Source organism: Paenibacillus zeisoli, assembly GCF_003994465.1.
In the GTDB taxonomy this organism is placed as follows: domain Bacteria; phylum Bacillota; class Bacilli; order Paenibacillales; family Paenibacillaceae; genus Fontibacillus; species Fontibacillus zeisoli.
This window is the reverse complement of the sequence record NZ_RZNX01000001.1, coordinates 746845-767216: the sequence shown is the minus strand read 5'-3', so window position 1 is coordinate 767216 and position 20372 is coordinate 746845. Positions and strand designations below refer to the sequence as shown.

Here is a 20372-nt window from a genome sequence, read left to right as displayed (position 1 = left end):
GTCCGCTAGATTCGCCTGGATACGAGAGAAAGCGGCGACACAACGGGAGGGTTACCTATTCTATGGAACGTACTTTTTTGATGGTTAAACCGGATGGCGTACAGCGCGGCTTGATCGGCCGGATTATTAGCCGTTTGGAAGACAAAGGGTTTAAGCTGGTGGCTGCCAAGCCTGTCCAAATTACACAGGAGCAAGCCAAGAGACATTATGCTGAACACGAAGGTAAGCCTTTTTTTGACAACCTGGTGAGCTTTATTACTTCGGCGCCTGTGTTCGCGATGGTCTGGGAAGGCGATGAAATTGTAACATTGTCACGTATCGTCATTGGCAAAACAAATGTTACAGAAGCACAACCGGGAACAATTCGTGGGGATTATGCCGCCCATACTCCGTCAAATCTTATTCATGGTTCCGATTCGGTGGAGAGTGCTGAACGTGAAATCGCTAACTTCTTCGAACCGCATGAAATACTTAACTATAAGAAGAGTACGGACACGTGGATCTAAGTCGCACCCCTGCTCAAGTTGACAAGACGGAACAAGAGGGAACTTCACCAGATCCCGATTATGTAGGTTTTATTCAAAGTGTTAAGCAGCATACCGGCATTGACCTGGCGCAGTATAAGGAAGCTCAAATGAAACGGCGATTGACCACCTTAAGAACCAAGAATGGTCATTCTACTTTCAGTTCTTTCTTTAGTGCCATGATGGCGGATAAGAAGCTCTTCTATGAATTTCTTGATAAGATGACGATTAATGTCTCTGAATTTTGGCGTAATCCGAACCGATGGGAAGTTCTCAGGGACAAAATCATTCCTGAACTGGTTGCCAGTAGATCGCGTCTTAAGGTATGGAGCGCGGCGTGTTCCACCGGGGAGGAACCCTATACCATTTCCATGATACTCTCCGATCTGGGCTTGCTCCAAAGCAGCTATTTACTAGCCTCTGACATCGATGAAGGTGCCCTGGCGAAAGCTAACGAGGGGCTATATCTGGAAAGATCCTTGAAGGATGTACCAGAGGAAGTGAGCCGGCGCTACTTTAAGCCTGAAGGCAGTGCGATGTATCGGATCGATGACAAGCTGAAGAAGGCGGTAACGTTCAAGAAGCAGAATCTGCTGCTGGATCGTTTTGAAGAAGATTTTGATCTTATCGTATGCCGCAATGTAATGATTTACTTTACTGAAGAAGCGAAGAGCGCTCTTTATACAAAGTTTGCGAATGCTCTGCGCCCTGGCGGGATTCTATTTGTGGGAAGTACTGAACAGATTTTCTCCCCGGGCAGATATGGACTGGAAGCCGCAGATACATTCTTTTATCGGAAAATGTAAAAAATCACTAGTATATTCATGTCCAGAATCTCCGATACTGGTTATATGTAAATCCATATCGGAGGCAAGGTCATGGACAAAAGAAAAGTGATTCACGCCTACCAGCGCGGATTCCTGACACTTCAGGAGTGTGCGCAGATTCTTGGCGTGGAGAGAAGACAGGTAGAAAGTCTACTCGGCAGTAAGAATGAAGAAGATAGCAGTGAAGCAGAAGCTGAGCTTCTTGGTAGGGAAACGGTCGGCTAGTAAATGACATATCAATAATGTTGACGCACTAACTCCTGCTTCAGGAGATGGTGCGTTTTTTCGTTTTGGGAATCCTCTCATTGGCTTTCCTTGTCAAAAGCGCAGAACCTATACTATAATGAGCAAAGAATTCTCGGATTTTAGCCAATTACAGTTTAACAGTTTAAAGGGGGAACGCATCATGAGTTTACGTTATTTAACGGCAGGGGAGACACACGGTCCCCAGCTCACTGCGATTATAGAGGGATTACCGAGCAATTTGGAAATTGACTTCGAGGCACTTAATTTCCAACTTTTACGTCGCCAGAAGGGTTACGGCCGCGGCCGCCGTATGCAGATCGAGAAAGATACAGCCAAGATTGCCGGCGGAGTTAGACACGGGTACACCACAGGTGCTCCGGTAGCCCTCATTGTAGAGAACAATGACTGGAAGCATTGGCAGAATATTATGAATATTGAGCCCATTGAAGGATCGGATGAAGAGAAGCGCCGCGTACACCGCCCAAGACCGGGACATGCTGATTTGAACGGCGGATTGAAATATAATTTGAAAGACCTAAGAAATGTGCTAGAGCGCTCCAGCGCGCGGGAGACAGCGATTCGGGTGGCTTGTGGTGCAGTAGCCCGTCAATTACTGGAACATTTCGGCATTAAGATTGCCGGTCAGGTGATTCGAATTGGTGAGATTGAAGCGCCGCCTCATAACTTGTCGCTAGATGAACTGCGTGAAGCAACAGAACAATCCTCGGTACGTGTTGTAGATGCTGATACAGAGAAGAAGATGGAAGCCTACATCGATCAGATCAAGCAGGATGGAGATTCCATCGGCGGAATCGTGGAATGTATTGTCGAAGGCGTACCAGTCGGGCTCGGAAGCCATGTTCAGTACGACCGCAAGCTGGATGGACGGATTGCCCAAGCTGTAATGTCAATCAATGCTTTTAAGGGTGTTGAAATCGGTATCGGATTTGAAGCGGGTACGATTCCTGGCTCTAAAGTGCATGATGAAATTCTGTACAGCGAAGAACGTGGGTACTACCGGGCAAGCAATCGTCTGGGCGGATTTGAAGGCGGCATGACGAACGGGATGCCGATTGTGGTTCGCGGCGTAATGAAGCCGATTCCTACGCTTTATAAACCACTGCAAAGTGTGGATATTGATACAAAAGAACCTTTCACGGCTCAAGTAGAACGATCGGACGCCTGTGCTGTACCGGCCGCAAGCGTGGTACTGGAGAGCGTTGTTGCCTGGGAAGTGGCTAAAGCTTTCTTGGAGAAATTCGGTGGCGACTCTATCGAAGAAATTGAGAGAAACGTACAAAGCTACAAAGAGCAATTGGAGAATTACTAATGAGAACGCTAATGGTGGAACTGGGTGAGCGTTCCTACCCCATTTACATTGGAAGCGGTCTTCTAAATGATTTGGGGAGCTATCTTCAAAAGCATGGTATAACGACCAAAAACTCACTGCTGCTTGTTACTGACGATAATATCGCACCTCTCTATCTCGAGAAGACGTTACATACACTTCAGCAAAGCGGATACCGTGTCGTGACCTCTATTGTTAATGCTGGTGAGAAAGCCAAATCATTATCCGTGTTTGAAAATGTGATGACCGCAGCTATCGAAGGCGGGCTTGACCGGAACTCTGCCGTGCTTGCTCTCGGCGGAGGCGTGGTAGGCGACCTGGCAGGATTCGTAGCTGCCAGCTATATGCGGGGAATCCGCTTCGTGCAGATTCCTACGACCATTCTAGCCCATGACAGCAGTGTCGGCGGCAAGGTTGCGGTAAATCATCCGCTAGCCAAGAATATGATCGGTGCTTTCCATCAGCCTGTTATGGTCCTCTATGATGTGGATACACTGCAGACACTTCCAATGCGCGAAGTGAAGGCAGGATATTCCGAAATGATCAAGCATGGACTGATCTGGGATGAGGCATTTGCAGAATGGTGCCTTAATCAGGCAGAGAGCCTCTTGGCTCTGAATCGTGAGGATTTGGCTTATGGACTGGAACGAGGCTGTGCGATCAAGGCGGCTGTAGTCTCAGAGGACGAACGCGAGAATGGATTGCGAGCGATCCTTAACCTCGGACATACCATTGGACATGCGATTGAAGCGGTTGGAGGTTACGGTGAATTTCTGCATGGGGAAGCGATCTCCATCGGCATGATGGGTTCAGCTCTTCTGGCTGTGAAGCGGGGAAGAGATCAGTCGATCTATACGAGAACAAAGCAGTTGTTTGGCAGGTTCGGACTGCCCACCTCGCTGCCAAAGCACTTGGATACAGAAGCTCTGATCCATGCTCTTCTCCATGATAAGAAGTTTAAGGATAACAAGATTGTCTTTGTGCTTCCGGTTGCCATAGGCAAGGTGGATATTGTTACAGATATCACGCTGGATGAGGTTCGAGAGGTTATAGAGCAGTTGAAAGAGGAGGCATAGCGGATGTATAACCGTGGTATACGGGGAGCTACAACAGTCACCCAAAATGATGAGAATGAGATTCTACGCGAGACCGTCGTGCTGTTAAAAGAAATTGTGGCCCGCAATGAAATCGTGCCTGAAGATATTTGCAGTGTCTGGATTACAATGACCCAGGATCTTGACGCGACTTTCCCGGCTCGTGCCATTCGGCAGATGAATGGCTGGGACCTGGTTCCACTTATGTGTTCAATTGAAATTCCGGTTAAAGGAAGCCTGCCGCTCTGTATTCGACTGATGATTCAGATAAATACGAATAAGAGCCAACGCGAAATTAAGCATGTATATCTGAATGAAGCCAAAGCACTTCGTCCAGATCTTTCTGCCACAGGCAATTAACAGGATCTGACTTTTAAAGTATTGCCAACCCGAAGGTGTCTGGTGTATAGTGATTGTAGTGTAATTAGTGCTATTAGAGCTGAGTAGAGTTAAGTTTGAGATGAGCAGAGTTGAGCTGAGCGAAGTCCTTCGGTAGTTGAATCGGTCGTAAGCCTGGTAATGGAAGAGGTTTAGACTTGTGATTCATGATTTGTCCGGGTGTATTTTCATATATACCAGGTCAATACCTGTCATTTGGACGACGATAGGTTATTTCACTGTACATTCAATCTAGCCTCTACTTCGGTAGAGGCTTTTTAATTTATCTACCCACACATTTGATCTATTCAAGATAAAGGAGTGAAGGACTATGACAACCCCGCGTATTGAAGAAGTAATCCAAATGGCCAGACAATATAACCTGATTCCAGTCGTTCGGACGCTAATGGCGGATATGGAGACTCCAATCCGATTGTTCCAGCGGTTCGCGCAGCGTGATCGGGCGTTCCTACTTGAAAGTGTAGAGGGCGGGGTGCAATGGGCGCGGTACTCTTTTATCGGAACAGATCCTTTCCTGATGATATCCGCCAAGAAGGGCGGTGTGGTTGTAGAACAGGGCGGAGAGCAGAGATCTCTTTCGGGAAAGCCGATTGAAGAACTAAAAGCAATCCTTCGCAGCTATCGCAGCCCTGAGCTGCCAGATATGCCGCCATTCACCGGCGGAGCCATCGGATTCTTCGGATATGACTTGCTTCAATATTATGAGAAGCTTCCTGCACATGCGGTTGATGATCTGCAGATGAAGGATATCCAGTTCATGTTCTGCGATCAAGTCATTGTCTTCGACCATGTGAAGCAGCGGATTCTGCTCGTAGCGAACCTTCATGTGGCTGATGGAGCCACAGATTCGGACATCAAGGACGCTTATGAGACAGTCCTTACCAAGCTGGATGAAATGGCCGAGGTGCTTCAGCAGGAGGGACCCAGCGAGAGCTTCAACCGTCGTCCTTTCCCTGAGGATGTAGAGCTCGGAGAAATTGCCTCCAACATGACGAAAGAGAAGTATATCGATAATGTTAAACAGGCACAGGAATACATCCGTGCCGGTGATATTTTTCAAGTCGTACTTTCGCAAAGATTCCATATTGAGACAGAAGTGTCTCCGCTCCATGTATATCGTGTCCTGCGTACATTGAACCCATCTCCATACATGTATTATCTCAAAATGGATGATGAAATCATTGTTGGGACTTCTCCGGAGGCTTTGGTAAAGGTGGAGAATGGCCGGGTAGCGACCAGACCCATCGCAGGAACCCGGCCGCGTGGAGCTAATGAGAGTGAAGACCGAGAACTTGCTGAGGAGCTTTTACAGGATGAGAAGGAGCGTGCCGAGCATTTAATGCTGGTGGATCTTGGTCGAAATGATATTGGCCGTGTATCAGAATTTGGAACTGTGAAATGTGATTCGTTCATGGAAATCGAGAAGTACTCCCATGTCATGCACATCGTCTCCAACGTATCCGGAGAGCTTCGTAAAGACAAAGACTTCTTCGATGCTTTCTTATCCTGTCTGCCTGCGGGTACTGTCTCTGGGGCTCCCAAACTTAGAGCGATGGAGATTATAGCTGAATTTGAGCGGGAAGCTCGTGGAACCTACGCCGGGGCGATCGGCTATCTTGGTTTCTCAGGCAATATGGATTCCTGCATTACCATACGAACGATCGTCTTCAAGAAGGGGAAAGCATATGTTCAGGCAGGGGCAGGGATTGTATGGGATTCTGTTCCCGAGAAGGAATATGAAGAGACGGTAAATAAAGCCAAGGCACTTCTTAAGGCAATCCGGACAGCGGAGCATTTGTTCCCGGTTACCCCAGGCAGTGACGGAGTCATTAATCAGGATTATCTTTATGAATACACGCCTTAAGGATCCGAAGGAGGAGATAAAGATGAGTGGATATGAAACACTGCAGACGGGGATTTCGCGTGTGATTTCAGGACAGAACTTGGGCCGGGATGAAGCACGGAGTATAATGGAAGTGATAATGGCAGGCACAGCTACGCCTTCACAGATCGGCGGACTTCTAACGGCCCTCCGAATGAAGGGTGAAACTGTTGAAGAAATCACCGGTTTTGCCGAGGCTATGCGCGGTTACGGCAACCGTCTGCATACGGAATCAAGACAGCTTCTGGATACTTGCGGAACCGGCGGCTCCGGAATTCATAAGTTTAACATATCCACAACTGCGGCCATTGTCGCAGCTTCTGTGTCAGTCCGGGTTGCCAAACATGGCAACCGTTCGGCATCAGGTCGTGCCGGAAGTGCAGATGTGCTCGAGGCATTAGGCGTGAATATACACTTAACGGCAGATCAGGCTGAGAAGTGCCTGGACGATATCGGAATTTGTTTCCTGTTCGCCCAGATCTATCATCCTTCTATGAAGCATGCAAGTGCCACTCGTAAAGAACTGGGTTTCAGAACGGTATTCAACATGCTGGGTCCCTTGACCAATCCGGCCTCGGCTGATCGTCAGGTACTGGGCATCTACGATGGAAGCAAGACTGAGGTTATTGCTGAAGTCCTGAAAGAACTTGGATCCAAGCGTGCGCTTGTAGTGACAAGCCATGAAGGTTTGGACGAGATTAGTATATCGGCACCTACCCGGGTATCCGAACTGAAAAATGGTGTAATTAACACCTATGAACTACATCCGAATGATCTCGGACTTTCCATGTATCCGCTTGGCGATGTCATAGGTGGAGATCCTCAGGTTAACGCGGATATTATCCGGCGTGTGCTCCAAGGTGAGAAAGGTCCTTATCGGGATGTTGTTCTTGCTAACGCGGGTGCCTGCATCTATGTATCCGGTCTTACGGATACCATTCAGGATGGGGTACTTATGGCATCAGAAGCCATCGATTCGGGGAAGGCACAAAGCAAACTTGAGCAGCTTATTCAAACGACAGGAGAAATCAGCTATGTATCTTGATCGCATTGTAGCAACCAAACATAAAGAAGTGGCCGAGCTAGCCACGAGTTTCTCGCTTTCCTCCGCGGAGCGAGCCATTGCGGATCTGCCGGCTACACTCGGATTTTATCGGGCGCTATCCGAAGGCCGCAAGCGTTCTATGGGACTGATCGCTGAGGTTAAGAAGGCCTCACCATCCAAGGGTCTCATCCGCCCTGACTTTAATCCGGTCGAGATAGCGAAGAACTATGCGGACGCCGGGACGGACTGTATTTCAGTGCTTACAGATAAAGAGTATTTCCAAGGTAGCGGCGAGTATTTGAAAGCGATACGTCAAGCGGTACAGGTTCCACTGCTGCGCAAGGATTTCATTATTGATGAGCGTCAAATCTATGAAGCCCGGCTGCTGGGTGCAGACGCTGTTCTTCTGATTGCTGCGATTCTGACGGATCAGCAATTGAAGCAGTTCGAAGCAGCGGCCAACTCATTGGGTCTAGATGCGCTGGTGGAAGTCCATGACAGAGAAGAGCTGGAGCGAGTGCTGAGCCTTGGTTCCTCCAAGCTGATTGGAATTAACAACCGCAATCTAAGAACATTTGAAGTTAGTCTGCGGACTACGGAAGAGCTGGTTGATCTGGTTCCCGCGGGAATAACTCTGATAAGTGAGAGTGGAATATCAACTCCAGAAGATATTAATTACCTTTCATCGTGCGGGGCTCATGGGGTTCTGGTCGGTGAGACTTTCATGCGCAAGCCGCTGGTGAACGAGGCTGTCCATGAACTAATGGGCCCTGTTATCAATGAAGGCGGGGCTGTTCATGGCTGAAACGTCGGTAAAAATATGTGGACTTCAGGACGTTGAAGTGCTAAAATCTATGATAAACTTGCCTGTTGATTATATTGGATTTGTGTTTGCTAAGAGCAAGCGGCAGATCTCCGCCGATCAGGCTGCGGGGTTGATTCCCATCCTTAAGCAGTGGGATAGACCCTTGAAGCCGGAAAGCGTGGGAGTATTCGTTAATCCTACGATTGAAGAGTTGTCTGATATTTTGCAGAAAGCGAGTCTCGATATCATTCAGCTTCATGGACAGGAATCACCTGAATTTTGCCGAGAGGTGAAGAGACGTTTCGGCGTGAAAGTATTTAAAGTGCTGTCCGTCAAGCAGGACGGCCTGATAGAGGGCTTTGGACTTCATGAATACCAAGGTACTCTGGATGGTATGCTTCTGGATACTTATGATCCGATTTATGGTGGGGGATCCGGTCAAACTTTCGATTGGAAGCAAATCGAACCCTATCGGGAATGGCCGAAGCAAGAGGGGATTCCTCTTATTATAGCGGGTGGGCTGCACCCGGATAATGTTGGTGATCTGCTGGAGAATTTCCAGCCGGACGGTGTAGATGTGTCCAGCGGGGTAGAGACCGAAGGACTTAAAGATATCGCAAAAATACGAGCTTTTGTCGAGAGGGTGAAGCGCTAGATGACACAGGTACCAGACGAGAATGGACGATTCGGTGACTTCGGAGGCCGCTATGTCCCCGAGACGCTAATGAATGCCTTGATTGAATTGGAAGAGGCTTACCGCAAGTATTCGCAGGAGCCAGCTTTTCAGGAGGAAATTGATTACTTATTGAAACAATATTCCGGCCGGGAAACTCCTTTGTTCTACGCAGAGCGTTTAACAAAGCATCTGGGCGGAGCCAAGATTTATCTCAAACGTGAAGATCTTAACCATACAGGGGCTCATAAGATTAATAATGCAATAGGTCAGGGCATTCTGGCCAAACGGATGGGTAAGGGGAAAGTTATCGCTGAGACTGGAGCCGGACAGCATGGAGTTGCTACAGCAACGGTAGCTGCACTGCTTGGACTTGAGTGTAAAGTATTCATGGGTGAAGAGGATATGAAGCGTCAGCAGCTTAATGTGTTTCGGATGAAGCTGCTTGGTGCCGAAGTCGTTCCTGTGGTATCCGGTACCCGGACGCTTAAGGATGCTTGTAATGAAGCACTCCGGTATTGGGTCAGCCACGTACAGGACACTTTTTATATTTTAGGATCCGCTACAGGTCCTCATCCATATCCGATGATGGTTCGTAACTTTCAGCGGATTATCGGGGATGAGACTCGGCGTCAGATTCTCGAATCGGAAGGAAGACTTCCGGATCTTATTGTTGCCGCTGTAGGCGGGGGAAGTAATGCGATTGGGATGTTTTATCCTTTTGTAGAAGATACATCCGTGAAGCTGCTTGGAGTAGAAGCAGCAGGACGCGGTGTAGAAACTGAATACCATGCAGCGACAATGACCAAGGGGACCAAAGGGGTCTTTCAGGGTTCGCTGAGCTATCTGCTTCAAGATGCTTTCGGTCAAGTTCTGCCTGCACACTCGATTTCAGCGGGGCTTGATTATCCGGGTATCGGTCCGGAGCACTCCTACCTCAAAGATATCGAGCGGGCGCGGTATGCACCGATTACTGACCAGGAAGCTCTGGATGCGCTTCAGCTTCTGAGCCAGACTGAAGGGATTATTCCTGCGTTGGAGTCAGCTCATGCGGTAGCCCAGGTAATCAAGGAATCCCCGAAGCTAGCTTCTGATCAGATTATCGTAATCTGCTTGTCAGGCAGAGGCGATAAAGATGTTGAGTCTATTATGGGTTACTTGGGAGGTGATCCATCATGAACTTAATGGATCAGAAATTTGCCGAACTCAAAGCAGCGGGGCGAACAGCTCTTATTCCATTTCTAACTGTTGGGGATCCTGATCTGGATACGACAGTGGAATTAATTATTCAGATGGAGGCGGCGGGCGCGGATGTATTGGAGCTTGGTGTACCTTATTCGGACCCGCTTGCGGATGGGCCAGTGATCCAGCGCGCTTCCGAGCGTGCTCTTACCAGCTCGGTTACGATTGGCACATGTATCGATATTGCCCAGAAGGCTAGACAGCGCGGGGTGAAAATTCCGTTTGTATTGTTTACTTACTTTAATCCTGTACTGCAGATCGGGCTGGAAGATTTCTTCCAGCAGCTCGCAGCACACGATATCAGCGGATTGATCATTCCGGATCTACCAATTGAGGAATCAGCACAAGTGCTTGAACTAGCTGATACCGCTGGGATTAGCTTGGTGCCGCTTGTGGCACCCACCTCTAATGAGCGGATTTCCCGCATATTAACCAATGCACGCGGATTTATTTATTGTGTCTCGTCTCTGGGAGTTACGGGTGAACGCAGTTCCTTCCATGAGGGCGTAGAGCAGTTCATTAACGATGTTAAGTCGCGCACAGATCTTCCGGTTGCTGTAGGGTTTGGGATATCCAACCGCGAGCAGGTGGAGCGATTCTCCTCCATTTGTGACGGTGTAGTGGTAGGAAGCGCCATCGTCCGCAAGATCGAGGACACGATTCCACTTCTTACGGATTCCGAGCGCCGAGAAGAAGGCCTGTTGCAAATTCGTGAATTTGTGGCACAATTGAAAGTCTAATTTTTTAGTCAATCAAGAAAGGAAGGGATTCGTGTGCAGCCAAAACCACAGATTGTGAATCTGCCGGTATACCAACAGGGCAAACCGGTTGAAGAAGTGAAGAGGGAACTCGGACTTGATGAAGTTATTAAGCTGGCCTCCAATGAGAACCCCTACGGGGCATCACCTAAAGCAAAAGCAGCTATTGAGCAGGAATTAAGTCAAATTAGTATGTATCCGGATGGAAATGCTGTTGAACTTACTGAAGTCCTTGCAGGCCACCTTGGCGTGAACCGGGATCAGTTTGTATTCGGCTGCGGTTCCGATGAGGTTATTGCTCTAATAACCCGGGCATTCCTTTTACCTGGAGAAGAGAATATTATGGCGGATCAGACCTTCTCAGTGTATAAGAGCAATGCGGATATCGAGGGTGCCGTAAGTATTGAAGTGCCTCTTGTTGAGGGCACACATGATTTGGATGGTATGCTGAAGGCTGTAAATGAGCGTACGAAGATTATCTGGATTTGCAATCCTAACAATCCAACCGGAACCATCGTCGCCCATACGGATATTGTTAATTTTCTAGATAAAGTGCCTGAGCATGTGCTTGTAGTGCTGGATGAAGCCTATGCGGAATTTGTAACAGATCCTTCTTATCCGGATAGCCTAAGCCTGCTCAGCAAATATCCGAATCTGATGATTCTGCGGACATTCTCAAAGATCTATGGACTTGCTTCACTAAGAATCGGTTATGGAGTGGGACAACCAAGTGTTGTAAGGCTGATTAATCAGGTTCGTGAACCTTTTAATACATCGAGATTGGCACAGGCTGCAGCTAAAGCGGCTCTAACTGATCATGAATTTATTGATGCCTGCCGCACCAAGAACCGGAGCGGAGTTGAATACTTAACTGCTGAATTTGACCGACTTGGCCTTAAGTACTTTCCGGCACATGGTAACTTTATATTGGTCAATGTGAAGAAATCCGGCCGTGAGGTATTCCAATCCCTCTTAAAGCTGGGAATTATCATTCGTGCCGGTTTCGACAAATATCCGGAATATATCCGTGTGAGTGTCGGTACTCCGGATGAGAATACTAAATTTATTGCTGCTCTGGAGAAGGTGCTTACCGTCCAGGAACAGCCGGTTACTGCGGAATAATCTCCGCAGTATCTTTTTGTTTTATTGAACCTTGGGGATGTACTTGAAGACAAAATTAGAGCAAATTGAGTGGGGAACAAATGACTATAAAAATTGCAATCTTTGGGGTAGGGCTGATTGGAGGCTCTCTCGCGCTTAGCTTCAAAGGAAAACCGGGAATTACGGTTGTTGGGCACAGCCACTCTGCTGAAGCCCTACAGCAGGTTAAGGATCGTGGTGTCGTAGATATTGCAACGCTGTCTTTTGAAGAAGCGGCAGCAGACGCCGATTTTATCTTCCTATGTGTACCGGTAAGTCAGCTGGAGCCTTATTTACATAGATTAAGCAGCTTGAAGCTGAAGCCGGGTTGTATTATTACCGATGTGGGCAGTACAAAGGCTACGGTAGCAGCATGCGGTGAAGCGATAACACTACCGGAAGTGTACTTTATCGGGGGACATCCGATGGCTGGATCAGAGAGATCGGGTGTAGCTGCAGCTTCAACTTTCTTATTCGAGAATGCCTATTATGTACTTACTCCATCGTCGAAAGTGCCGAAGGAAGTCTACAAGCGGCTGGAGGACCTCCTGGTGTATACCAAGGCACACATCGTTCGTGTTGAACCCGAGCTCCATGATGAGATTGTGGGAGCCATCAGTCACCTTCCTCATATCATTGCCGTGGCGCTTGTGAACCAGGTCTGCGATTACAATGACAAGAATTCGTTATATCGGCAGCTAGCTGCAGGAGGATTTCGGGATATAACAAGAATAGCCTCCAGTGATCCAGTGATCTGGAGGGATATTCTGCTCAGCAACAGAGAAGTGCTGCTGGAGCTGCTTAAGGACTGGAAGAATCATATGGATGAATTCCTAGAAATGCTTATGAATGATGACGGCACAGGAATTGTAGAAGCCTTTGATAAAGCCAACCGTTTTCGCAGTGAACTACCAGAGCGCCGTAAAGGGGCTATAAGCTCCTTGTATGATCTATATCTTGATGTTCCTGACACACCAGGAGTCATTGGTCATATAGCCACAGAGCTTGGGATTCGCCAGATTAATCTTAGCAATATGCAGATCATCGAGAGTCGTGAAGATGTACCTGGAGTTATGCGCCTGTCTTTCAGACAGGAAGGGGAGATGGAGCGTGCGAAAGAGCATCTGCTGACCTTGGGGTATACCGTGTACTTGTAATAGAAATATCGCTGAGTGTTTTCTTAACTGAAAAGCTCAGCGTTTTTTTGTGTTTATCAGGTTAGAACTGATAGTCAGAAAAAAGAAATGTAAGCGTTTATAAAAATGTGTTGACAGAATGTAAACGTATACAATATAATAAAAGTACAGTATGGTTTCTCTCCACTCCTATCCAATATAATTTGCTCAGGTTCGAGCAAGACCACTTTCGTAGAAAGTGGTCTTTTTTTTTGCTTGCTTCCTGATTCGGAAATATAGAGTTGCTTATAATGGCCTGAACACAACAACTTTAATTGCGATAGAATCCGCTGCCTTATATAATTAGGAAGAAACTAACAGTTTAACGAATGCTCAAACAATTACATACTTGATCGATCCATACGGAGGAATCGGAAAGCAATAGTTACCGTTACTAGTTACCTAATTCAAATGAGGTGAAGATGATGAACAAAGCCAATATAGTTTCGATTAATGTAGGAACACCGCAGATGATGCAGTATAACAGTAAAGAAGTTATAAGCGGGATATTTAAGAATGGGGTGGACGGACCTCTTTTCTTATCCTATCTAAATCTTGAAGGAGACGGTCAAGCGGATCTTAAGCATCACGGGGGAAGGGACAAGGCCATATGTGTATACGCCTATGAACATTATCCTTACTGGGAGAGCCAACTGGAACGGCCTCTTGGCCTTGGTGCATTTGGCGAGAATCTAACTATACAAGGTTGGATTGAACAGGATGTGTGTATCGGTGATGTATTTAAGTTTGGTGAGGCGACGGTACAAATTAGCCAGCCCCGGCAACCATGCTATAAGCTGTCAGCAAGATATGGTGAACCACATATTCCGGTCAAAATGCAGGATTCAGGTTATACCGGATTCTATTTCCGAGTGCTTCAAGAGGGGTATGTAAGCCGCGAAGATGGATTAACCCGGCTTACTTCACATCCTAAAGCGATTACCGTAGACTTCGCTAATCATATTATGCATCATGACAAAGAGAATACCGAAGCCATTATGCGCATCCTTGAAGTGGAAGCATTATCTTCCAGCTGGCGGTTAACTTTTGAGAAACGGCTGAAGGGGCTGGGGAATGATACAACCGAACGATTAACAGGACAAAGTTAGATTGTTCAATCCAAATTATATAATTGAAAGGCCATTATAAATTAATGGTCTTTTTATTTTTATAAGAAGTAAATGCTGAGGAGCTTGGCAAATTTTTTTAATCCCTAGTTGTATGGTATAATATTGCAGTGTTGGTCCAGGAAGCAAACAAAGTCATAATGATCAATCTGAATTTTTTGGATGACCGAAACTTTTTATATCCTGTTCGGTAATAATAAGCAGAGTCGAACGGGGAAGATGCACATGGATGGGCGAGGAGGATCGCATTCTAATGACGGATTCCCAGATGATTCGAGATATCAAAGAAGGTAATACAGAGCTTTATTCAGAATTGATGCGAAGGTACCAACGAAAGATTCTGATATTTATTTATCACATGCTGAAGAGCGCTCAATTGGAGCTTATGGCGGAAGACTTGTGCTCGGAAACCTTTTATAAAGCATTTCGGAGTTTACACTCTTTCCGGGAAGTAGATGCCTCATTCTCCACATGGCTGTATACCATTGCCCGTAATACAGTACTTAGCGAACTTCGCAAGCAGAAGACGGGGCATGTCTCGCTTGATGAGACGGGTTATACTCCTGTAGCTCCTTCAGATATTGTTCCTGAGCAGGCTATATTACGAAACGAACGGGTAGGCATGGTCAGGGAAGCAATTAACAATCTTCCGGAGAAGCAGCGTTCCGCACTTATTCTTAGAGAATATGATCAACTAGACTATCAGGAGATCTCGACGATACTCGGACAAAGTGTCAGCGCAATTAAGTCTTTGTTATTTCGTGCCCGAAGCAGTGTCAAGAGTCAGCTTGAGCCCTACTTCTATGAACCGATCTATGAGCAATTTGAAGGGATGAACAGCAGATGAATTGTTCTGAAGCCCAAGAATACTTTGGCTTGATATGGGACTTGTCTGAAGACGACCCCCGGCGCAAAAATCTGGAGTGGCATATACTTGGCTGTGAGAGCTGTGCAGCAGAGTATGAAATATGGAAAGAGACCCAGGGCATCATACATAATTTGCAAATGGATATACAGCCCGATCAGGCGGAAAGAATGAACCGTGCGGTGATGGACCGTATTTATGCGGAGTCTCCATGGCTTGCACCTGCAGAGCCTGAAGCCAGAAAGACATCGTATATTTTGAAGCGGCGTTTGGCCTTCTGGATCGCAGGCTTTCTGGCGATTTTTATGTGCAGTCTTCTCTATTTCATGCTTCCGGGTTCGACTGAAGTGAGTACCCCTGATGTGAACAATTCAGGTCTGCTTCCTATTGCCATTGCTGGCTCTGATTCTGTTATTAACGCGGATCATGTCTATGACATGCCGGATGTATCCCGCGGGATTATAGACCCCTTAATTGTTAAAATGAGTCCGGTTTATCCCGAGTACTGGATGCTGCTCTCCATGCTGGCACTAGGACTTGCCCTCTTCTCATGGAGAGGACTTAGACGTATACGAAGGTAGTATTAAGGCTTGCGGCAAATGCCGCTTCTGCTTATACATCTGGCAGGGGTGGCGTTTGCCAATTTTATTAGCAGTATTCATACATAGCGCGACGACATAGGAGGTTATTTCATGCTGGTTGGATTAATTCGACATGGCTTAACGGATTGGAACGCACTGGGGAAGATACAAGGTCAGAGTGACATTCCGCTGAACGAAGAAGGAAGAAGGCAGGCCAAGCTGCTTGCCGCAAGACTTAAAGATGAGCCTTACAAGTGGGATTTTGTGATTACAAGCGGTCTTTCCAGAGCCCAAGAGAGCGGAGAGATCATTGCTGGGGAGCTTGGTATTCCAGTGTATGATCCCGATTCACGTCTAATGGAACGGGCATTTGGACAAGTGGAAGGAATGACCACAGAAGAGAGAGAGACCTTATGGGGCATGGACTGGAGGCTCCAGGATCTTGGCCAGGAGAAGGACCATGAAGTCCAGGAGAGAGCGCTTGCCTTTCTGAAGGAGCTAGGCGAAAGCTATGCCGACAAGAATGTGCTGGTAATTTCTCATGGCGGTCTGCTAGCCCAGCTCTTTACTGCGTTATTTCAAGATAAATTCACGGAGAGAATCGGGAATCTCTCATTAACCATATTGGAGAAAAATGAACAATCCTGGGAGCCCCAACTATATAACTGTCTGAAGCATCTTCAGGAGACCGAACAATAATCCGCAGCAGCGGGTTATTTTTTTTGTTTTGAGCCGAATAAAAGTCTGAAACCTTCCCATAATGGTAGTAAAACGGTGAGGCGATGAAACTATGAATCTGGCGGAAATGCTTACATTTGCAGATATTGGTCAACTTAGCAAAATAGCGAATCACTATCAGTGCAGCTGTAATGAGAATTCCAAGAACGAGCTGATTCAGTCCATACTGCATCAAGTAGGCAGGAAGGAGTTTATTGAAGAACATGTGAGTAAGCTGAGTGATGAGGATTACCGTTTCCTGAATACACTGCTCTTTGATCATCGTCAGCGTTATAGCCTGGAAGAGTTGATGGCCTCAGCGCAGCACACCCGGTTCACGGAGGATGCTAAGGAGAAGGAGAATCCCAGGGATATCATTTCAAGATTCAGACAGAGAGGCTGGTTATTTAACGGATCTTCGCAAAATACGAAATTCTTGTTCGAGGTTCCCGAGGATCTAAAGTTAAGGTTCCGGGAAGTGCTGGGCCAACGTCTCAAGGCGGAGGTTAGCATTGGCGATGAACCAGAGGCCATTCGCGAAGAGCACACCCTAGCCTCGGAAGACTTATATCTCATCTTGTATTATATCTCCAAGAATGAAATTCCCTTGAATCAGGATGGGATTATGTACCGAAGAAATCAAGTGCAGTTGATGGAAACCCTTCATGTCAATGAGCCGTTGGTTGGCAAGGGTGGCTGGAGATTCGGTTATGGACGCTCCTTTAAATTCTATCCGGATCGTCTGTCGCTTCTGTATGATTACGCATACTCCCAAAGGCTGATTGAGGAAAGAGATTTTCAGCTTAGACTTACTTCGCTCGGTGAACTGTTTGTTTTGGAGGAAAAACGTGAATCGATGATACATTTGATTCGCTTTTGGTTAAAAACTTACAAAGCAGCAATTCCAAACCTGCTCTCCCTAATGTACTGGATTTACCAGTGCACACAGGAGTGGGTAACTGTAACCTCTCTTAGCCAAAGTATGGACAGGTTGATTAAGCCCTACTATTACGATACTTCGGCATCCATTTTCGAGGAGCGTACCTTGAAAATGATGCTGCACCTTGGCTTAATCAGAATAGGTGAGGATATGGAGAGGGAGCGCTATGTACAGATTACTGCTTTTGGCAGGACGGCGGTTCCTATGCTTCAACACGGGACTGAAGGGCTGGTTTGACAAGAAAGTAAAGGCTTGCTAAGATCACTCCAATTCCAGAATTAATCAGATGGGGTGTGAGTGGATCGATGTACATTTTTTATATGGGGAAAACCCCTTTTGTGGATCCTTCTGTTTATGTAGCTGAAGGTGCGAAGCTGGCCGGAGATGTCCGGATCGGCAAGGATTCTAGTATATGGTTCAACGCAGTTCTCAGAGGGGACCTGGCTCCAATTATAATTGGAGAGCGTTGCAATTTGCAGGATGGTGTAATTGCCCACGTGAATACGGGACAGCCCCTGATTGTTGCCGATGACGTTTCGGTCGGACATGCTGCAATTATACACGGCTGTACGATAGGCAAAGGCACTTTAATTGGGATGGGGGCTATTTGTTTAAACGGTGCCGAGATCGGCGAATATGCTTTAATAGGAGCTGGCTCGCTCATCACGGAGAACTGTAAAATTCCACCCTATACTCTTTCCCTAGGTTCACCGGCTAAAGTAGTTCGCGAGCTTACGGAAGAGGATTTGCGCAGAATGGCGCTGACTACAGACAGCTATGTGGTGAAAGGGAGAGAATATAGGAGCTCTTAACATTGGCTGGAGGTGCATCCTATGGATCAAATGAAGGTTACTTATGAAGTTATGCTGGGTCTGGCAGCTGAGATGGTGTGGGACGAAGCGTTAAAGAAATATCGGGCAGAGAAACTTCACTGTGAAATTGATTCTGCTTTGGCAAAAGGCGATGAGGAAGCATTCCGCCTCCTTACAGAAGAATTAAGAACTTTGGAAAAATAGAAGAAATGCCTTGTGCATTTCTTCTATTTTTTCATGTGGCCCATTTGTTCTCAGTTGTCTCTTTCCATGTATAATAGGAATAGAGAGAGGAGAGTCAGAATGAAATTTAGTGAGATTAATCCTGCCGAGTGGGAGGAGCTGAAGCCTTATCTGGATACCTGTCTTATCCCGGTTACCGGACTCAGCGGGACTGAACAGCCTCATGAAGTCGTATATTCACTGGAACGGCTGAGAGATGTGATGGATTGGATAGAGATTCCCTTCAAAGGGAGAGTGGTAACCTACCCTGCCTTTCAATATGGAAAGGAAGACATCAGGGACCAGATAAATGCTGTGTGTGCCAATGTCAAGTCGGCTGGCTTTAAGTACGTAATTGTGGTATCAGCTGATGTAGAGCTCGATCCTGGCATAATTTATGAAAGCGATTTAGTCGTTACTCCAGGCCGATTTGAGGCTTCTGAGGAGCAGTCACCAGCCGCGGCTGTCATGCAGGAAATACAGCGTTTGTGGTTTAGCGACCGAGAGGTCTAAATGTGACGAAAAATCGACATTTTTAAGAAAATGTGACCATAGTGTTAACGAACATGCACTGTAAATTCTTGACGCTCTAGAAAGCCTAATATATTATAATAATGTCCTAGTAATTCGTGTGATTTTTATCATTGTAATGGAGAGAATTGGTTCGGAAAAGGGGGTTGAAGACAGTATGAGCAATCAGCACGACCAGCATGAATCATCGCACAGACCACCCAATCGGAGAAAAGAAATGTCTCGCAGACAATTTCTAACTTATACGCTGGGAGGAGCTACCGCCTACATGGCAGGTGGAGTAGTACTGCCGATGCTTCGCTTCGCTGTGGATCCTGTTCTACACAAGAAAACCGAAGGTAACTTTGTAAAGGTTGTAGAAGTAAGCAAGATCACAGATGAACCGCAGGAGTTCTCATTCGAACTGCACCAGCAGGATGGATGGTATGCAAGCACGGCATCACTGACAGCTTGGATTCGTAAAGATGAAAGCGGAAAAATTTATGCGCTTTCACCAATCTGTAAGCATCTGGGTTGTACAGTTGGCTGGAATAACGACAAAGGCTTCCCTAATGAGTACCATTGTCCTTGTCATGGCGCACAGTACACCAAGGATGGCAAGAACCTTGCCGTCGCACCAAAACCGCTGGATGAGTACAAAGTTAAGATTGATAAAGATTGGGTTTACTTAGGCGATATCGTTCCCAATACTCGAGCTAAATAAGGAGGCGTAGAGTCACATGTTGAAGAGTGTCTACAACTGGGTTGACGAACGTCTTGATATCACGCCGATTTGGAGAGATGTGGCTGACCACGAAGTACCTGAACACGTGAACCCGGCGCACCATTTTTCCGCTTTTGTATACTGTTTCGGCGGCTTGACGTTTTTTATAACGGTCATCCAGATTTTGTCGGGAATGTTCCTGACTATGTATTATGTACCTGATATTATTAACGCGTATGCCAGTGTCGAATTCCTCCAGACCAAGGTGGCATTTGGACAGATTGTCCGCGGGATGCACCACTGGGGAGCGAGTCTGGTTATTGTAATGATGTTCTTACATACCTTGCGGGTATTCTTTACAGGCTCTTACAAGGCGCCTCGTGAGATGAACTGGGTTGTGGGAATGCTGATCTTCTTCGTAATGATCGGTCTAGGCCTTACAGGTTACCTGCTTCCATGGGATAACAAGTCTTACTTTGCAACCAAAGTTACACTGGAAATTGCGAACTCGGTTCCTGTTCTTGGACCGATTATCAAGGAACTTTTGCAGGGCGGTACAATTGTAGGTGCACAGACGCTGACGCGATTCTTCGCCATTCACGTGTTCTTCCTTCCGGCCGTGTTGCTTATCCTTCTGGTAGGACATTTCATTATGATCCGCAGACAGGGAATTTCCGGACCGCTATAAGATATTCTTAAGAGAAGGGAGGCAATTA

The 20372-nt window shown here is 46.8% G+C and carries 24 protein-coding genes; all 24 read left to right on the top strand.

Translation table 11 applies throughout. The features are described 5' to 3' along the window. Positions 1–62 precede the first annotated feature (62 nt). The 24 genes from ndk to qcrB all read left to right on the top strand — a co-directional run bounded on the left by ndk (position 63) and on the right by qcrB (position 20344). A complete protein-coding gene (gene ndk / locus EJP77_RS03585) occupies positions 63–506 on the top strand; it encodes a nucleoside-diphosphate kinase (RefSeq protein WP_127197780.1) in 444 nt (147 codons plus the stop codon). Continuing rightward, a complete protein-coding gene (locus EJP77_RS03580; RefSeq protein WP_127197779.1) occupies positions 497–1330 on the top strand; it encodes a CheR family methyltransferase in 834 nt (277 codons plus the stop codon). The genes ndk and EJP77_RS03580 overlap by 10 nt, the downstream gene beginning before the upstream one ends. A gap of 72 nt (positions 1331–1402) precedes the next feature. Beyond that, a complete protein-coding gene (locus tag EJP77_RS03575; protein ID WP_127197778.1) occupies positions 1403–1576 on the top strand; it encodes a UPF0175 family protein in 174 nt (57 codons plus the stop codon). A gap of 181 nt (positions 1577–1757) precedes the next feature. After that, a complete protein-coding gene (gene aroC, locus EJP77_RS03570) occupies positions 1758–2927 on the top strand; it encodes a chorismate synthase (protein WP_127197777.1) in 1170 nt (389 codons plus the stop codon). Further along, positions 2927–4021 carry a 3-dehydroquinate synthase gene (gene aroB, locus EJP77_RS03565; RefSeq protein ID WP_127197776.1) on the top strand — a complete coding sequence of 365 codons (1095 nt, stop codon included), beginning with the start codon at positions 2927–2929 and terminating at the stop codon, positions 4019–4021. Before aroC ends, aroB begins: the two co-directional genes overlap by 1 nt. A 3-nt stretch (positions 4022–4024) precedes the next feature. After that, positions 4025–4399, top strand: coding sequence for a chorismate mutase (gene aroH, locus EJP77_RS03560; protein WP_127197775.1), 375 nt, complete (start codon positions 4025–4027; stop codon positions 4397–4399). A gap of 349 nt (positions 4400–4748) precedes the next feature. Next, on the top strand, positions 4749–6302 hold the full coding sequence (gene trpE / locus EJP77_RS03555; protein ID WP_127197774.1) for an anthranilate synthase component I: 1554 nt from the start codon (positions 4749–4751) through the stop codon (positions 6300–6302). A 22-nt stretch (positions 6303–6324) separates the two neighbouring features. Next, positions 6325–7365 (top strand): anthranilate phosphoribosyltransferase, encoded by a 1041-nt coding sequence (gene trpD, locus EJP77_RS03550; protein ID WP_127197773.1) that lies wholly within the window; start codon positions 6325–6327, stop codon positions 7363–7365. Continuing rightward, entirely contained in the window at positions 7355–8170 is an 816-nt protein-coding gene (gene trpC / locus EJP77_RS03545) for an indole-3-glycerol phosphate synthase TrpC (RefSeq protein ID WP_127197772.1), read from the top strand. The genes trpD and trpC overlap by 11 nt, the downstream gene beginning before the upstream one ends. Beyond that, on the top strand, positions 8163–8825 hold the full coding sequence (locus EJP77_RS03540) for a phosphoribosylanthranilate isomerase (RefSeq protein ID WP_127197771.1): 663 nt from the start codon (positions 8163–8165) through the stop codon (positions 8823–8825). The genes trpC and EJP77_RS03540 overlap by 8 nt, the downstream gene beginning before the upstream one ends. Continuing rightward, positions 8826–10022, top strand: a complete 1197-nt coding sequence (trpB, locus tag EJP77_RS03535; RefSeq protein ID WP_127197770.1) for a tryptophan synthase subunit beta — start codon at positions 8826–8828, stop codon at positions 10020–10022. It abuts the gene before it with no gap. Continuing rightward, entirely contained in the window at positions 10019–10825 is an 807-nt protein-coding gene (trpA, locus tag EJP77_RS03530; RefSeq protein ID WP_127197769.1) for a tryptophan synthase subunit alpha, read from the top strand. Before trpB ends, trpA begins: the two co-directional genes overlap by 4 nt. A 33-nt stretch (positions 10826–10858) precedes the next feature. Beyond that, positions 10859–11965: a histidinol-phosphate transaminase gene (gene hisC, locus EJP77_RS03525; RefSeq protein ID WP_127197768.1), complete on the top strand. Its 1107-nt coding sequence runs from the start codon at positions 10859–10861 to the stop codon at positions 11963–11965. A gap of 80 nt (positions 11966–12045) precedes the next feature. Beyond that, on the top strand, positions 12046–13140 hold the full coding sequence (locus EJP77_RS03520) for a prephenate dehydrogenase (RefSeq protein WP_127197767.1): 1095 nt from the start codon (positions 12046–12048) through the stop codon (positions 13138–13140). A gap of 443 nt (positions 13141–13583) precedes the next feature. Next, on the top strand, positions 13584–14267 hold the full coding sequence (locus EJP77_RS03515; RefSeq protein ID WP_127198299.1) for an MOSC domain-containing protein: 684 nt from the start codon (positions 13584–13586) through the stop codon (positions 14265–14267). Between the two features lie 271 nt (positions 14268–14538). After that, positions 14539–15132 (top strand): RNA polymerase sigma factor, encoded by a 594-nt coding sequence (locus EJP77_RS03510; RefSeq protein ID WP_127197766.1) that lies wholly within the window; start codon positions 14539–14541, stop codon positions 15130–15132. Continuing rightward, positions 15129–15731 carry an anti-sigma factor family protein gene (locus tag EJP77_RS03505; RefSeq protein WP_127197765.1) on the top strand — a complete coding sequence of 201 codons (603 nt, stop codon included), beginning with the start codon at positions 15129–15131 and terminating at the stop codon, positions 15729–15731. Before EJP77_RS03510 ends, EJP77_RS03505 begins: the two co-directional genes overlap by 4 nt. Before the next feature lie 111 nt (positions 15732–15842). Next, positions 15843–16430, top strand: coding sequence for a histidine phosphatase family protein (locus EJP77_RS03500; RefSeq protein ID WP_127197764.1), 588 nt, complete (start codon positions 15843–15845; stop codon positions 16428–16430). A 91-nt stretch (positions 16431–16521) separates the two neighbouring features. Continuing rightward, positions 16522–17625 carry a hypothetical protein gene (locus EJP77_RS03495; RefSeq protein ID WP_127197763.1) on the top strand — a complete coding sequence of 368 codons (1104 nt, stop codon included), beginning with the start codon at positions 16522–16524 and terminating at the stop codon, positions 17623–17625. 68 nt (positions 17626–17693) lie between these two features. Then, the gene (locus tag EJP77_RS03490; protein ID WP_127197762.1) at positions 17694–18200 is read left to right on the top strand and encodes a gamma carbonic anhydrase family protein; all 507 of its coding nucleotides are present in this window, start codon (positions 17694–17696) and stop codon (positions 18198–18200) included. Between the two features lie 21 nt (positions 18201–18221). Next, the gene (locus EJP77_RS03485) at positions 18222–18404 is read left to right on the top strand and encodes an IDEAL domain-containing protein (protein ID WP_127197761.1); all 183 of its coding nucleotides are present in this window, start codon (positions 18222–18224) and stop codon (positions 18402–18404) included. Between the two features lie 99 nt (positions 18405–18503). Continuing rightward, positions 18504–18935: a DUF2487 family protein gene (locus tag EJP77_RS03480; RefSeq protein ID WP_127197760.1), complete on the top strand. Its 432-nt coding sequence runs from the start codon at positions 18504–18506 to the stop codon at positions 18933–18935. A gap of 175 nt (positions 18936–19110) precedes the next feature. Next, on the top strand, positions 19111–19656 hold the full coding sequence (locus EJP77_RS03475) for a Rieske (2Fe-2S) protein (RefSeq protein ID WP_127197759.1): 546 nt from the start codon (positions 19111–19113) through the stop codon (positions 19654–19656). A 16-nt stretch (positions 19657–19672) separates the two neighbouring features. Beyond that, on the top strand, positions 19673–20344 hold the full coding sequence (gene qcrB, locus EJP77_RS03470) for a menaquinol-cytochrome c reductase cytochrome b subunit (protein ID WP_068617160.1): 672 nt from the start codon (positions 19673–19675) through the stop codon (positions 20342–20344). Positions 20345–20372 lie beyond the last annotated feature (28 nt).

Coding starts and splice junctions, on each gene's coding strand:
- ndk (WP_127197780.1), top strand. CDS start 63: ATGGAACGTACTTTTTTGATGGTTAAACCGGATGGCGTACAGCGCGGC.
- EJP77_RS03575 (WP_127197778.1), top strand. CDS start 1,403: ATGGACAAAAGAAAAGTGATTCACGCCTACCAGCGCGGATTCCTGACA.
- aroC (WP_127197777.1), top strand. CDS start 1,758: ATGAGTTTACGTTATTTAACGGCAGGGGAGACACACGGTCCCCAGCTC.
- aroB (WP_127197776.1), top strand. CDS start 2,927: ATGAGAACGCTAATGGTGGAACTGGGTGAGCGTTCCTACCCCATTTAC.
- aroH (WP_127197775.1), top strand. CDS start 4,025: ATGTATAACCGTGGTATACGGGGAGCTACAACAGTCACCCAAAATGAT.
- trpE (WP_127197774.1), top strand. CDS start 4,749: ATGACAACCCCGCGTATTGAAGAAGTAATCCAAATGGCCAGACAATAT.
- trpD (WP_127197773.1), top strand. CDS start 6,325: ATGAGTGGATATGAAACACTGCAGACGGGGATTTCGCGTGTGATTTCA.
- trpC (WP_127197772.1), top strand. CDS start 7,355: ATGTATCTTGATCGCATTGTAGCAACCAAACATAAAGAAGTGGCCGAG.
- EJP77_RS03540 (WP_127197771.1), top strand. CDS start 8,163: ATGGCTGAAACGTCGGTAAAAATATGTGGACTTCAGGACGTTGAAGTG.
- trpB (WP_127197770.1), top strand. CDS start 8,826: ATGACACAGGTACCAGACGAGAATGGACGATTCGGTGACTTCGGAGGC.
- trpA (WP_127197769.1), top strand. CDS start 10,019: ATGAACTTAATGGATCAGAAATTTGCCGAACTCAAAGCAGCGGGGCGA.
- EJP77_RS03520 (WP_127197767.1), top strand. CDS start 12,046: ATGACTATAAAAATTGCAATCTTTGGGGTAGGGCTGATTGGAGGCTCT.
- EJP77_RS03515 (WP_127198299.1), top strand. CDS start 13,584: ATGAACAAAGCCAATATAGTTTCGATTAATGTAGGAACACCGCAGATG.
- EJP77_RS03510 (WP_127197766.1), top strand. CDS start 14,539: ATGACGGATTCCCAGATGATTCGAGATATCAAAGAAGGTAATACAGAG.
- EJP77_RS03505 (WP_127197765.1), top strand. CDS start 15,129: ATGAATTGTTCTGAAGCCCAAGAATACTTTGGCTTGATATGGGACTTG.
- EJP77_RS03500 (WP_127197764.1), top strand. CDS start 15,843: ATGCTGGTTGGATTAATTCGACATGGCTTAACGGATTGGAACGCACTG.
- EJP77_RS03495 (WP_127197763.1), top strand. CDS start 16,522: ATGAATCTGGCGGAAATGCTTACATTTGCAGATATTGGTCAACTTAGC.
- EJP77_RS03490 (WP_127197762.1), top strand. CDS start 17,694: ATGTACATTTTTTATATGGGGAAAACCCCTTTTGTGGATCCTTCTGTT.
- EJP77_RS03485 (WP_127197761.1), top strand. CDS start 18,222: ATGGATCAAATGAAGGTTACTTATGAAGTTATGCTGGGTCTGGCAGCT.
- EJP77_RS03480 (WP_127197760.1), top strand. CDS start 18,504: ATGAAATTTAGTGAGATTAATCCTGCCGAGTGGGAGGAGCTGAAGCCT.
- EJP77_RS03475 (WP_127197759.1), top strand. CDS start 19,111: ATGAGCAATCAGCACGACCAGCATGAATCATCGCACAGACCACCCAAT.
- qcrB (WP_068617160.1), top strand. CDS start 19,673: ATGTTGAAGAGTGTCTACAACTGGGTTGACGAACGTCTTGATATCACG.